Source organism: Alkalicoccobacillus plakortidis, assembly GCF_023703085.1.
Lineage (GTDB): Bacteria > Bacillota > Bacilli > Bacillales > Bacillaceae_D > Alkalicoccobacillus > Alkalicoccobacillus plakortidis.
This window is the reverse complement of the sequence record NZ_JAMQJY010000004.1, coordinates 24,455-37,695: the sequence shown is the minus strand read 5'-3', so window position 1 is coordinate 37,695 and position 13,241 is coordinate 24,455. Positions and strand designations below refer to the sequence as shown.

At 34.0% G+C, this 13,241-nt stretch carries 12 protein-coding genes, 1 pseudogene and 1 riboswitch; of the genes and pseudogenes, 6 read left to right on the top strand and 7 right to left on the bottom strand.

Annotation, left to right across the window (positions count from 1 at the left end; all coding sequences use genetic code 11):
* Window positions 1–581 precede the first annotated feature (581 nt).
* The gene (locus tag NDM98_RS19600; RefSeq protein ID WP_251611215.1) at window positions 582–953 is read right to left on the bottom strand and encodes a VOC family protein; all 372 of its coding nucleotides are present in this window, start codon (window positions 951–953) and stop codon (window positions 582–584) included.
* A 730-nt stretch (window positions 954–1,683) separates the two neighbouring features.
* Between NDM98_RS19600 and NDM98_RS19595 the strand changes: the two genes are divergently transcribed.
* Window positions 1,684–2,559 carry an alpha/beta fold hydrolase gene (locus tag NDM98_RS19595; protein WP_251611214.1) on the top strand — a complete coding sequence of 292 codons (876 nt, stop codon included), beginning with the start codon at window positions 1,684–1,686 and terminating at the stop codon, window positions 2,557–2,559.
* 256 nt (window positions 2,560–2,815) lie between these two features.
* Here the strand turns inward: NDM98_RS19595 and NDM98_RS19590 are convergent, their stop codons facing one another.
* From NDM98_RS19590 to NDM98_RS19580, 3 genes are all read right to left on the bottom strand, one after another.
* Window positions 2,816–4,192 carry a TrkH family potassium uptake protein gene (locus NDM98_RS19590; protein WP_251611213.1) on the bottom strand — a complete coding sequence of 459 codons (1,377 nt, stop codon included), beginning with the start codon at window positions 4,190–4,192 and terminating at the stop codon, window positions 2,816–2,818.
* Window positions 4,179–4,841 carry a potassium channel family protein gene (locus NDM98_RS19585; protein WP_251611212.1) on the bottom strand — a complete coding sequence of 221 codons (663 nt, stop codon included), beginning with the start codon at window positions 4,839–4,841 and terminating at the stop codon, window positions 4,179–4,181. Before NDM98_RS19585 ends, NDM98_RS19590 begins: the two co-directional genes overlap by 14 nt.
* 241 nt (window positions 4,842–5,082) lie before the next feature.
* On the bottom strand, window positions 5,083–5,523 hold the full coding sequence (locus NDM98_RS19580; protein ID WP_251611211.1) for a hypothetical protein: 441 nt from the start codon (window positions 5,521–5,523) through the stop codon (window positions 5,083–5,085).
* A 405-nt stretch (window positions 5,524–5,928) separates the two neighbouring features.
* On the opposite strand from NDM98_RS19580, the gene NDM98_RS19575 reads away from it, so the two are divergent.
* Entirely contained in the window at window positions 5,929–6,153 is a 225-nt protein-coding gene (locus tag NDM98_RS19575) for a GerAB/ArcD/ProY family transporter (protein ID WP_251611209.1), read from the top strand.
* On the top strand, window positions 6,089–7,006 hold the full coding sequence (locus tag NDM98_RS19570; protein ID WP_251611207.1) for a GerAB/ArcD/ProY family transporter: 918 nt from the start codon (window positions 6,089–6,091) through the stop codon (window positions 7,004–7,006). The genes NDM98_RS19575 and NDM98_RS19570 overlap by 65 nt, the downstream gene beginning before the upstream one ends.
* 11 nt (window positions 7,007–7,017) lie before the next feature.
* Here NDM98_RS19570 and ytvI read toward each other — a convergent pair whose 3' ends face one another.
* Window positions 7,018–8,076, bottom strand: a complete 1,059-nt coding sequence (gene ytvI, locus NDM98_RS19565; RefSeq protein WP_251611205.1) for a sporulation integral membrane protein YtvI — start codon at window positions 8,074–8,076, stop codon at window positions 7,018–7,020.
* Between the two features lie 216 nt (window positions 8,077–8,292).
* Window positions 8,293–8,445: riboswitch (cyclic di-AMP (ydaO/yuaA leader) on the top strand.
* A 57-nt stretch (window positions 8,446–8,502) separates the two neighbouring features.
* On the opposite strand from ytvI, the gene NDM98_RS19560 reads away from it, so the two are divergent.
* The 3 genes and pseudogenes from NDM98_RS19560 to NDM98_RS19550 form a co-directional block, all read left to right on the top strand.
* Window positions 8,503–9,171 carry a potassium channel family protein gene (locus NDM98_RS19560; RefSeq protein WP_251611203.1) on the top strand — a complete coding sequence of 223 codons (669 nt, stop codon included), beginning with the start codon at window positions 8,503–8,505 and terminating at the stop codon, window positions 9,169–9,171.
* A gap of 1 nt (window position 9,172) precedes the next feature.
* Window positions 9,173–10,498, top strand: a complete 1,326-nt coding sequence (locus NDM98_RS19555; protein ID WP_251611201.1) for a TrkH family potassium uptake protein — start codon at window positions 9,173–9,175, stop codon at window positions 10,496–10,498.
* Window positions 10,499–10,568: 70 nt separating this feature from the next.
* Window positions 10,569–10,930 (top strand): annotated as a pseudogene (locus tag NDM98_RS19550) (alpha/beta fold hydrolase); the annotation flags it as partial.
* A gap of 750 nt (window positions 10,931–11,680) precedes the next feature.
* Here NDM98_RS19550 and NDM98_RS19545 read toward each other — a convergent pair.
* Together NDM98_RS19545 and NDM98_RS19540 are read right to left on the bottom strand one after the other, a co-directional pair.
* Window positions 11,681–12,190, bottom strand: a complete 510-nt coding sequence (locus NDM98_RS19545) for a DUF3231 family protein (protein ID WP_251611194.1) — start codon at window positions 12,188–12,190, stop codon at window positions 11,681–11,683.
* 78 nt (window positions 12,191–12,268) lie between these two features.
* Window positions 12,269–13,126: a manganese catalase family protein gene (locus tag NDM98_RS19540; protein WP_251611192.1), complete on the bottom strand. Its 858-nt coding sequence runs from the start codon at window positions 13,124–13,126 to the stop codon at window positions 12,269–12,271.
* Window positions 13,127–13,241: the final 115 nt, after the last annotated feature.

The following is a 13,241-nucleotide window of genomic DNA, read 5'->3' as shown; positions in this document are numbered from 1 at the left end:
TATTTTGAAAATTAATAATCAGGGGAATACCACTGCATATCTAATTATTCACCAATTAAAAAAGAATACCTGCATTGAAAACGAGTAAAGCACCAAAGCTTTAAAAGCCTTGGCACTCAAATGGTTTTCATTTTAAGCGGTTGAGAGGAGTCGAACCTCCACGAGTTTAACCTCACTAAGCTCTCAATTTTGCGAAACGGTATCAATGGGTACACTAACCTCATTTAGCTCTATAAAGCCGTTCTCTCTTACATGTATTTAAGTTTAAATTAGATGGTTACGGAAAGAATTTAGAAAGAATCACCCCGAATAAACACGAATAATCATAGTGTATATTATTTAATTATACGCCTTTTAGTGGAACACCTAAATTTTTATCTTCTAATTATTATTATTCATTTAGGTACAGTGTGAAAGGGTGTTTATTTTTATTGTAGCAAGCTAATAAATCTTCTTTAAAATTTTTATGATTAATTAACTCGAGTGAATATATATAGTTCCAACTCTTTTAATGAATTTATTCAGACTTACCACTTATGTAATAGATATATGTATTCAATCTAAATGTCTATAAACCCACATTATTTATCAACTACAACGCCCAATTTATTCTCATCTAGATCATAAAATTCAAATGCATAAATTGCTCCATCATCATAAATCTCTGTTACCTTTGCGCCTTTTTGGCTTAACCTTCTGTGTAATTCCTCAATATTATCTGTAGTGAAATTATAGTAAGTATTTTGATACTCAGAATTAGTAAGAAACTTTGTTGGTTGATTTTCATTTAACTTTACAAGGGTTACATATTGCTTTTCTGAGTTAAAATAAAAATCCGCTCCTTCATCTCCTTGCCAATTCCCAACATGATTTAATTCAAGGACATCCTTATACCATTCTACAGATTTTTTTACATCAGTTACCGGAATAAAAATAGCTCCTAATTTTAACATTTTAATTCCTCCTTTTAGGTTAAAAAACTCACCTTCTAAACATTCTTCAAATACATTCCACCACCTGCATTAAAAATAAAAAAGCACCAAAGCTTTTATAGCTAAGGTACTTTACTTATTCGTATGCGGTTGAGAGGACTCGAACCTCCACGGGTTTAACCCCACTAGGCCCTCAATGCCGTGGAAACGTGTTATCTCTTGCAAACACGCACACCACTTACACTCATTTGCGCCCATTTCATATAAAATCATTCATTTTCAATTATCGTGGTGAAGAATTGGTGAAGCTAGATTCTCTTACCATTAACAAATCAGACCCTAATTAAAAATATATCTCACAACCTAAAAACGAACATTAATTAATAATATTACACAATTATTCGTCATTACATTTATACTCTAGTCCTAAATCCTCTTCTTATATTTCATTGGTTGCATAAGATAAGAGTATGCCTGACTGTCTACCATGTTTCTAAATATTATAGTTCATACACTCTTATCAATTCTTAAACTAACTATATTCCCCAATATGTAACGCTGAATTCGTATGCTTTTCATTATTACATATTATTGATATCATTTCATTATATTATAATTTATTCATAATAGAGCAAAAAGCTAAAGAAGGGGTACTCTTGGCTCCTAATCTGACTACTAATGTTATTACCGTTATTATAGAGAGGTAGGTCTAGACTGTTTTATAAAAAATTATGCAGATGGAGGCTATATTATGGAAAGAAGAATAGAGACATTCTGTAAAAATGGGTTAACTCTTGAGTATTCTATTATAGGTAAGGGAGAACCTATACTAATTATGCACGGAGGTCATTCGAATTGTAATGAAGAGTTCGGGTATAAGGCTTTAATAGATAATGGTTTCTCTATCATTACTCCTTCTAGACCAGGATATGGAAATTCATCAAAAGAAGTGGGCAAAAGCCTAGCCATTGCATGTGAGTTTTATATGGAGTTACTAAATCATTTGAATATTAATAAAGTTCATCTTATCGCAATGTCCGCAGGTGGTCCTAGTGGTTTATGTTTCGCTTCTAAATATCAAAACGTAGTTTGTTCGCTTACTTTACAATCAGCTGTTACAAAGGAATGGCTTACTATCAAAGATAAAGAATATAAAGCAGCGAGAATTTTATTTCACCCAAGAACTGAAAAGTACACATGGAAATTAATATCTTCAGTAAATAATTTATTTCCTCAATTCATTTTTAATCAAATGTTTCCTTCCTTTAGCAAATTAACACGAGATGAAGCAATGAATGAGTTAAGCAAAGAGGATGTTGAAGAAATAAGAAAAATGAATAATCGACAACGGTCCGGTCACGGATTTCTTATTGATCTTTCACAAATAAATGAATTATCTACCGAGAATTTACAAGCTATCACCTGCCCTACTCTTATTATGCACAGTAAGCATGACAGCTCAGTACCGTTAGAACATCCTTACTTTGCACATGAAAAAATATCTAACTCAGAACTACATTTACTTGATACATGGGGACATCTAATCTGGCTAGGAAAATCCAAAAGAAATACGGATGAAATTCTTATGGATTTCCTTAAATCTCATAACATGTTTAATCATTATTGAGCTGACTCAAATAAAAAGCACCTAAGCTTCTTGAGGCTTGGTGCTACTCTTAATAACTTTAATACGTGTTGGTATTTGAATGAACTTTCAACACAAACATAAAAAGTACCATTGTTCTAATATAATATGCGGTTGAGAGGAGTCGAACCTCCACGAGTTTAACCTTACTTGATTGAAATACACTAAAAGGAATGAACAGTTTTGTTCATTCCCTTTTACAGAATAGCTAACCTTATTTAAAGAGATCACTAAGTATTTATCCTATTAACACCTGATCCTCTGCATATCCGAGTTTTGACTTCCTTTTCTTTTTTGCTAGGGCATAAGCTAATGTAAGTGGTCCTAGTCTCCCTATAAACATCGTAACAATCACAATACATTTACCGACTGAACTCAGTTCACTAGTTAGTCCCATCGAAAGACCAGCTGTGCTAAAAGCAGATGTTGCTTCGAATAATACTTCCATAAAATGTTCTTCATGTATTCCTTCAGTAACAGTCAAAAGCAAAGCGACTAAAAAAACAAATGATAAAGAACTGATAACTACTGCTAATGCTCGCATAATTGTTTCACTCGGAATTTTACGTTCAAATGCATGAATTTGTCCACCGCCACGGAATGTAGTAAAAGTAGCTAATAATAAGACAAAAAATGTTGTCGTTTTAATTCCTCCACCTGTTCCGCCTGAGGATGCACCAATAAACATCAAAAGGATTAATACTAGCTGAGATGAGGATAACATACTATTTATATCAATAGTATTAAAACCCGCACTTCTAGCGGTCGCACTTTGAAACCAACCAGACCATAAACGTTCAGACCAAGTTAACTGACCAAATGTATCTGGATTCATCGATTCGAGTGCGTATATTAATAAAAAGCCCGTAAGTAGCAATGCACCAGAGCTTACAAGAACGATTTTAGAATGTAGAGTTAGCTTTTTCCAATTTCTTTTTCTAAAGATCTCTACAATTACAATATAACCTAGTCCCCCACTTATAAATAACCCCATAATTGTTAGGTTAACAACTGGATCATCTATAAATTCAGATAGACTATCTGACCAAATTGAAAAGCCAGCGTTGTTAAATGCTGAAATAGAATAAAAACTTGCGTGAAAAAAAGCGTCTTTAAGTCCCAATTCTGCCATCCAACGGGTTGTTAATACACAAACAGCCACTGCTTCAAATACAAACGCAATACAGGCAATGTATAAACAAAGCTTAACTAACCCAGACGAAGAATTTGAGTGTGTTGTCTGTTGGATAATTAGCCTTTGCTTTAAACCAATTCTTTTACCAAGAACAATTGCAATAATAACCCCTAAAGTCATAAACCCAAGTCCACCAATTTGAATAAGAATCATAATAATACCTTGTCCAAAAGTAGAATAGGTCAGCCCAGTATCCACTACGACTAACCCATTTACACAAATCGCAGACGTTGCAGTAAAAAGCGCATCTAAGAATGTTACAGAATGAGGTCCTGAAGATGATACAGGTAGCATTAATAATGCAGTACCAATAATTATTAATATAAAAAATACAATCATAATTAATTGTGGAGGACTTAATTTGCTTACGATAGATTTCATATTAAATTTCAAGTAATCTTTCTTATCATATTTTGTCATAGTTACGTTCCAAAGCCCTTATTTCTTGATTTGAACCTATCAATAACAGAATATCCCCTGCCTTAATGATGTCTTCTGCTTTAGGTGAGATATTAACGTCATTCCCTGATTTAATTGCCATAATATTCAACCCATACTTTGCCCTAACGTCTAATTCTATAATAGAATATCCATTCATGGTAGCTTGGGCGTTCATTTCAACCAAGTTATAATCAGTTGAAAGTTCAATATAATCAATTATATTTTCGGAACTTAATTGTCTGCCTAGACGAATCCCCATATCTCTTTCAGGGAACACAACCTGATCAGCTCCAATTTTAGCAAGCACATTTCCATATATGACGTTTTTGGCTTTTACTGTGACTTTTGGGATGTTCATCTCTTTCAAAAGTAATGTTATTAAAATACTCGATTGGAGATTCTCACCTATCGCTACAATAGCATGTTGAAAATTTCCTGCTCCAAGCTCTCTTAAAACTCCCTCGTCTGTAGCGTCTGCTTGAATAACGTGGGTGGCTGTGGAAGCAAGGTTTTGTACTAAATCAATATCTTTATCAACTGCTAATACTTCATGACCTCCTTCCACCAACGTTTGAGTTAAACTACTTCCAAAGCGTCCTAGCCCAATGACGATAAATTGTTTTTTCAAGAAAGCTTCACTCCTATCTATTAAAAAATTGTTCAGATTATTTCTTTGGGAAAGTCTTTTCCTCTCTTAACAGTTTAAAATAAAACCGTTAAAACTAGTTTTTTTAACCTGCGAATAGATAAATAGTGAAATATCGATTATTAAAAATGATACAAGACATACCAGTATATTTTTTTCTTCAATCATTCCACCTCCATTAAATGGTTACCTGACTCTCGTCACCCTATTATTAACTTGATTATTAATTATTTGCAAAAAATTTATGAATAACATCCAGTACTTGGTTTATGCCATTTCCCCTATACGTTTCATCTCCTATATTAAGTTCCCCCGAAGATATATAACCATCAATTCTTTTGGATTGTGCATTTGTAGTTTCGGCAGTATATATGCTAAATGAATAAATTATTTCTTCAATTTCCTCGCCTTTGACATCAGTAAGTACTATACCGTTAAGTTCATCTTTGAATTGATTAATAGTTTGTTCTTCTGAGATTAATTTATCCTCATTTGTTTTGTTATCGAAGAGATGAATGGACATAATAGTACCATACTTCATTTCCATTATACTTACAATTTTTCCGGTCGTGGTAGTCTCATTATTAGAATATATAACATAATTAAGTACGCTAAAATAAGAAACGACGATTAGAACAATTCCTGTAACAATTATTTTCTTCATACCCGCACCTCTTCACTTGGAACTTAGCAAATCTGATTTGATTCTTTATAACTCATCTTTTTTCCTTTTATGTAGCCTATGTGATGAATAACCGTAACTATAAGCCTAAAAAAGTTTCCTTCTTCACGCAAAAAAAGCCTGACACATGGGCATAATTCCCCCTTGGTGACAGGCTCCTCCAAAAAATTCTTCGATAAATTTTATTGTTCTATGATAATTTCAAATTATACATGAACCTATTTAAAAGTACAGTAAATATTTCAAAACTCTTCTAAGTAGTAAAGAATACAAATTTATTTAGTAATTGAATGGAAAAGTTGTATTTTTCATTTTAAGCTCCTGAAATATAAATTTAATTTTATTTTCTGGAGAGATTAAGACTACGACTAAAAGTGGAGGGGAAAAATGACTCAGGTTAAAGATATTAGTCTCCCACAATTTTTTTGGTTCTTCGTTCAAGCTCAAGTTGGTGCTGGTCTTTTCACACTACCATACGTTGTTTTTCAAGAAGCCAATACTGATGGGTGGATTTCTGTTCTATTAGCTTGGACTATTTTCACAGTTCATGATTATCGTTCTCTGGTTTATATCCGCAAGCTACCCGCATCTTACATTTTATACATATCTTAAACAAGTTTTAGGTAATATTGTGGGGAATTTTTTAATCCTACTATATACTTTTTATTTTATCTTTATTACCATCACGCTCTTAATTTTCTTTAATACACTTATAGGCGCTTGGGTGTTACCGAATACACCAGGGATTGTTAAATTAATACTTTTTATTATACCTGCTCTCTATCTTTTAATTAGTCCTCTCAAAACAATTGCAACTTTTATGACGATCTCTTCTCCTTTTCTTCTCTTAGCACCAATTTGCGCTACGTTTGCATTTTCAGATTCAGAACCCCTTTATCTTTTGCCTATATTTGAGACAGATTGGATTGGGATTTGGAAAGGTGCATTATCTAGTACTTTTGCTATGCAGGGATTTCTTATACTACCAATTATATATCCATTCGTAAGTGGAACCAGTAAGGAAAAATTGCTAACAGCAACTTATGCAAATATTTTTGTCACAATCTTTTATACATTTATCGTTCTCGCATGTTTTATCTATTTTAGTCCGGGTCAATTTAATATTCTTCCTGAACCTTTTTTATATATGATTAAAACCATTTCATTTACTATTTTTGAACGGGTTGATCTAATTTTTTTAGCATGTTGGTCTATTATCGTGTTAACAACATTAACCATTCTACTTTACGCGTCTACAACCGGTTTGGAGATCATGTTCAATAAAAGTAAAACAAAACTTTTTTCAATTATAATTGGATCTATTGTGGTTATTTTAAGTAACATCCCTCAAAATTTATTAACAATTCGACGAATTTTTCATTTTAATGAATATGCTGACATCGTCTTTGCTATTCTCATTTCGATCTTTCTTTTAATGTACCAAAAATTATTGAAGTACAAATGAAGTAAAATGAACTAAGTTCCACTTGGGAACTTTATAATCTTTGCTTCTTTTGCAGTATTAAATCCTATTATTATTAAAGGACCTAATACTAACCCGGTTATTCCTAATAATTGTGCTCCTAAGTACATTGAAATTAAAGTTGCTAATGGCGACAAACCTATTTGATTTCCCATTACTTTCGGCTCGATTGTTCTTCTTATTATTAAAAGAATACCAGCTAAAACCAAGAGTTGTATGCCAGTACTATTGTCCCCTACCAATAAAAGATAGGTTGCCCAAGGTGCTAATATGACTATCGAACCAATAAGAGGAATGAAATCTATAATCCAAATTACGATCGCCATCGTGAGAGCTACTTTTGGTGAAATAAATAACAGACCAATTAAGGAAATTAAGAATATAGGTATGCTCACAAGAAATTGTGCCTTTAAAAAACCTGAGATAACTTTCGAAAATCGTGCGATCATAAACTGAAACCGTTCGTTCATGTCCTTTGACAGGTTATTGTTTATGAATTTCTTTAGTCTTGGCATCTCAATTAAAAACAAAAACAAAGTAATCAAAAATACAATAAAAGATATTAAGTAACCAGGTATTTTCGCTAACCCGACCGTTACCGTTGAAATGATATCCAACTGGTTCACTGTCGATCTCATCTCTTCAAGAAAATAATTAATTTGGTCATTTATTGATGAAAATACGATATCAGGAAAATCAGAAAAACTTGTTTCTAGTCCTGATATTACTGTATTCCACCCCTCATTAATGTTGGTAATATAAGAAGGAAGATTTTCAAAGAACTGAACTCCTTGAGATATCACTTGAGTTATTGTCAAATAAATAAGACCAATTAAAAATAAAAAAAACAGTAGAAATACAATTGTAACTGAAAATACACGTTTTATTTTCAAAACAATTGTAAGATACCTTACAATCGGTGTTAATATAAGTGCCACAACAAAAGCTAACAAAATTGGATATGAAACCGGGAGAATAAAATAAACTAAGATAATAATAATTAAACTAATAATAATGAACTTTAGATACTTTTGATTAACTAATGAAAACAAAAGATCCCTCTTTTCAATAAAGTAAATCGACCTTATAGAATTATATCATGTTCTCCCAAAGAATTTATTTTTAAGATGTAAATCAGCCATTGAAATTATCTTGATTTCTTTTAAATATGAAGGAAAGTAGTGACAAAAGAAAACTTAAAAATAGTAAGGGAAAATTAGGTTGACACTACTTCCTATTAGGAGTAAATTACTTCTGACAACTTCATTTTCTTCAAATCGCTTAATCCATCTAAATGGTGGAACGGGAGGATAAAGAACAGATGGTTTACACTTTCGTCTTGGGGTGAATCTTACTAAAGAAGGGGTACTCTTGGCTCCTAATCCGACAACTAATCTCGTCAGCGTTATTTTAGAGAGAGAAGGTCTAGACTATTTATTTAAGGATAGTCTTTTTTAAAAATGGAGGGGACATAAAGAATGGCCAAAGAGACCAAAAAACAAGTAGCTGTCATTGGATTAGGTAGGTTTGGAGGTAGTGTATGTAAAGAACTGTATAAAACGGGATACGAAGTTCTTGCGATCGATCGTAACACTGAAAAGATTAACCAATACGTCGATTTCTCTACCCATGCTATTCAAATGGACACGACAGATGAGGAAGCTCTTAGTAATGCTGGCATTAAAAACTGTAGCCATGTCGTTGTAGCGATTGGTAATGATATTCAATCAAGTATTCTTACTACACTTATCTTAAAAGAATTAGACATTCCTAATGTTTGGACAAAAGCACAAAACCAGTATCACCATAAAGTATTAGAGAGAATTGGAGCAGACCGAATTATACACCCTGAGTATGATATGGGGATTAGAGTAGCTCAAAATATGGTCGCAGAAAAGATAATTGATTATATTGACCTCTCAGATGATTATAGTATTGCAGAACTTTTCGCTACTCCAATCGTCAATGGGAAAACATTAGCTTCTTTAGATTTAAGAAGAAAATATAAGATTAATGTTCTTGCTATAAAAAGAGACAATCGATTAACTGTTTCACCCATGCCAGAAGATACGATTCAAACAAATGATTTATTAATTATTATAGGACTAAAAAAAGATGTTAAACGTTTCCAAGAGAAAGGTCTTTAGTATGGAGATTCTAAAAAAGTTGCTCTTTCATAGATCTCCCCCTCAAACGTTAGCATTAGGTTTTCTGATTACAATCCTTATGGGAACCATCTTATTATCACTCCCATATTCAACTCACGCTCCAATATCTTTACTCAATGCCTTTTTTACGGCGACATCCGCAACAACGGTTACCGGACTTGTTGTTCTCGATACTGGTGCTGATTTCACGCGCTTTGGTCAAGTGGTCATCATGACCATGATGCAGATAGGTGGAATTGGCTTAATGACTTTTACGATCTTCATTGTGCTACTACTTGGAAAGAAAATTGGACTTAAGGATCGCTTATTAGTTCAGGAGTCCTTTAACCAACACTCTACCGGTGGTATGGTTAAGCTCGTTAAATTAGTTTTCATTTTTGCTATCAGTATGGAACTACTGGCGACGATCATCTTATCAATTAAATGGGTCCCTGAGTATGGGTGGGGAGAGGGTCTCTTTACAAGTTTATTTCATGCAGTATCAGCATTTAATAATGCTGTTTCTTTGTGGTCAGACAGCTTAACTAGTTACAAGGGCGACCCATTAGTTAATATAGTAATTACTTTTTTATTCATTACTGGAGGCATTGGCTTCACTGTTATTTACGAGTTAATTTCAAAACGTACGTTTAACCATTTATCACTTCACACCAAAGTGATGCTTGTAGGAACATTAATTATTAATGTTATTGCAACACTTTTGATTTTTAGTCTAGAATATCTAAATCCTAACACCTTAGGCAGCTTACCTTTCATTGAGAAAATATGGAGTTCCTATTTTCAAGCCGTCACCCCAAGAACTGCTGGTTTTAATTCACTTGATACCGGAAGTATGGAGACTAGTTCATTGATCTTAACCATGGTATTAATGTTCATAGGGGCAGGTAGTGCTTCTACTGGAAGTGGAATTAAGCTTACCACTTTTCTAGTAACGATCATTGCCGTGATTAGTTACTTACGAGGTAGACAAGAACCTGTCCTATATGAACGCACACTGCCTTCTAGTATTATTGTCCGCTCACTTGCAATAATTGTGACTAGCTTCCTATTTGTTCTAAGTGGTATATTTTTGCTTTCAATTGTTGAAAGTGCAAGCCTTCTTGAGATTTCTTTTGAAGCCTTTTCCGCATTTGGTACCGTAGGATTGTCCATGGGATTAACCTCTGGCTTATCGACTTCCGGGAAATTGATCATCTGTCTACTCATGTTTATAGGAAGAATTGGTCCTGTTACCTTTGCATTTGCTTTGGCAAAAGCAGACAAACGAAAAATTAATTATCCTAAAGGAGATATTTTCACAGGGTAATCTCATGAAGCTCAATAAGAGAATGAGTGAAATATTTCAGCTCATTTTAATTCAGGATAGAACATTTAATATTTTATGTAGATGGAGGCTATTTAATGCTTTAGAGTATTCCATTATCGGTAAAGGAGAACCTATATTAATCATGCACGGAGGTCATTCAATTGTAATGAAGAGTTCGGATATAAGGAACTATTAGTTAATGGTTTCTCTATTATTACTCCTTCAAGAGCAGGGTATGGAAGTACATCAAAAGGAGTAGGAGAAAGTCTTTCTATTGCATGTAAGTATTATATGGAGTTACTAAATCATTTGAACATTAATAAAGTTCACCTTATCGCAATATCCGCAGGTGGTCCTAGTGGTTTATATTTCACTTCTAAATATCAAAATGTAGTTTGTTCACTTACTTTACAATCTGCTGTTACAACAGAACTAGTTTAAGAGAACCAATTACGTTTATATAAGAAGTACCAAAGCTTTAAAAGCCTTGGTACTTCTTCATTCATTAGTTTAACCTTATGCGGTTGAGAGGACTCGAACCTCCCCACGAGTTAAACGTTAAAAGCTATTTCCGAACATTCCATCCACTTGTAAATATATAGAAAAAACAAGCGTGGAAAGAATGTGGAAAGAATCACGCTATAATCACCTATATATTCCCAAAAATAAAAAAGCACCAAAGCTCTAAAAGCCTTGGTACTACTGATATGCGGTTGAGAGGACTCGAACCTCCACGGGTTTAACCCCACTAGGCCCTCAATGCCGTGGAAACGTGTTATCTCCTGCAAACACCTACACTAGTTGCACTCATTTGCACCATTTTCATATCGAAACGCCCATTTTCAAATACCGTGGTGAAGAATTGGTGAACCTAAAATATCCTTATTCTTTGCCATTTGGAGACTCCTTGCTCATCTTAACAAATTTCAATAAGCGAACATTAAGTAAAAAAATTATAGAATCATTCGCCCTTATATTTCTAGCTTAACTCTTGATTATCTTACTCATAATAATACCACGATAATTTGCAGTATCCCAATCGACATCCTCCACAAATTTGTATCCTCGACCAGTATACATGCCTATAACATGATCCGCTTTCTTAGCTGTATCAAGTACAATTTCGAAATAAGTACCAAAGCTATTAGCCTTGGCACTCTGGATTACATCTGTGAACTTCTCTTACTTTTCTTTAGGACTCTGATGAAGGGGAGGAGGTATAAGCCATCCTTTTTCTTTTATTAGCTTTAAGTACTTAGCACCAAGTGCTGCTTTACTAATATGGAATTGACCGAACATCATGGCAATGTCTTCTCGAATAGATTGTCCCATGATTGTGCTACATGTTACTAAACCTGCTGCGAGTTTCTCTGATGCAGATGCAGCGATATCTGGATCTAAAAACCTTGCACCTACAGGAATGTCATTTAGATCAACTGCCGGTGGTTCTGGTGCAGAAGGTGAAACGGCAATCCCGTTCTCTTTTAATAAATCTGATACTTTTTTTACTTCGGCTTGTCCTGCTTCTACTGACTCTTGCAATAGTTTTTTTAGGTCATGATCTCCTACATGGTTCAATAAAACTTGCGCTTCGGCAATGGCTTTATTCCCCATCAATACAAAATTCCAAGTGCTAAATACTTCACCATAATGCATTGGTTCGTCTTGTGGATTACCGCTTAAGATTCCCATTTGTACCTCCAATGTAATTTTGTCTTACTGTATTAAGAGTTCCCATTGGAATTATAACTATACGAGCAAACTGAAATCTTAATTATTTAAGTCATTAAGACCTGGACTGTGCTCGTTTGGCATATCAGATAGCTCTGGTACTGGGAAACCCTCAGGTGGAGGAGTGACAGAAAATTCACCACCATTTCTACTAGGTGTTTGTCCGTGTAGAATCTCAGCCATTCTTGTCTCATCCAATCGAAAATTGAATTGAACATTATGATATCCAAGATCAACAAATCTTCTACACTCTGGATATTTGTTGATATCATAGTTCGGAACTGGGAACAACTTACCCCACTCAACGCCTAATGTTTCAAGTGCTTTCGCAAATGCATTTTGATGGGCATTATCACGTACAATTAAGAAACCAAGCGTTTCTCGGAATGTTGGATTACTACTCATCTCATAAATCCTTGTTTTTTGTAAAACACCTGTAGATTCCAAAACAACATTATTCAATAAATCAGCAACAAGATTACCATGACTATAGACCCAAGACCCATTCCAAGGGTTTCCCGCAGCATCCACTGGAAGAGATGCCTGAGCTCCAATTATGTAATGGTGAGGATTAGCTTCTTGCTTTATAGCATCATCCAGTGGAGCACCGTCATCAGCCTGACTCCCTACTCCACTTGCACCTGATTCATCTAATAAAGCGTTAATTGTATTTTGAACGAGCTCAACGTGCGCGATCTCTTCAAGAAAAACGCCACGTATTAGATCTTTAAATTGTTTTTCTTTCCCTCTAAAATTAGAGCTTTGAAAGAAATATTGCATCATAGTACGCATCTCCCCATAATGTCCTCCAAGTATCTCCTGCAATACTTTGGCAGCAGCAGGATCGGGTTGAGCAGGTTTAACAATATTAATAAGTTCTTCCTTGTAATAATACATTTAGACGCCCCTTTTCTGTTCTGATATGTAAAGTTTAAGCTGTATTCATTAAAATATTCAGTTATATGTAAATTGAGGAGTTTTGTTCTTTTTAACTTTTGCATAATGAATCAAA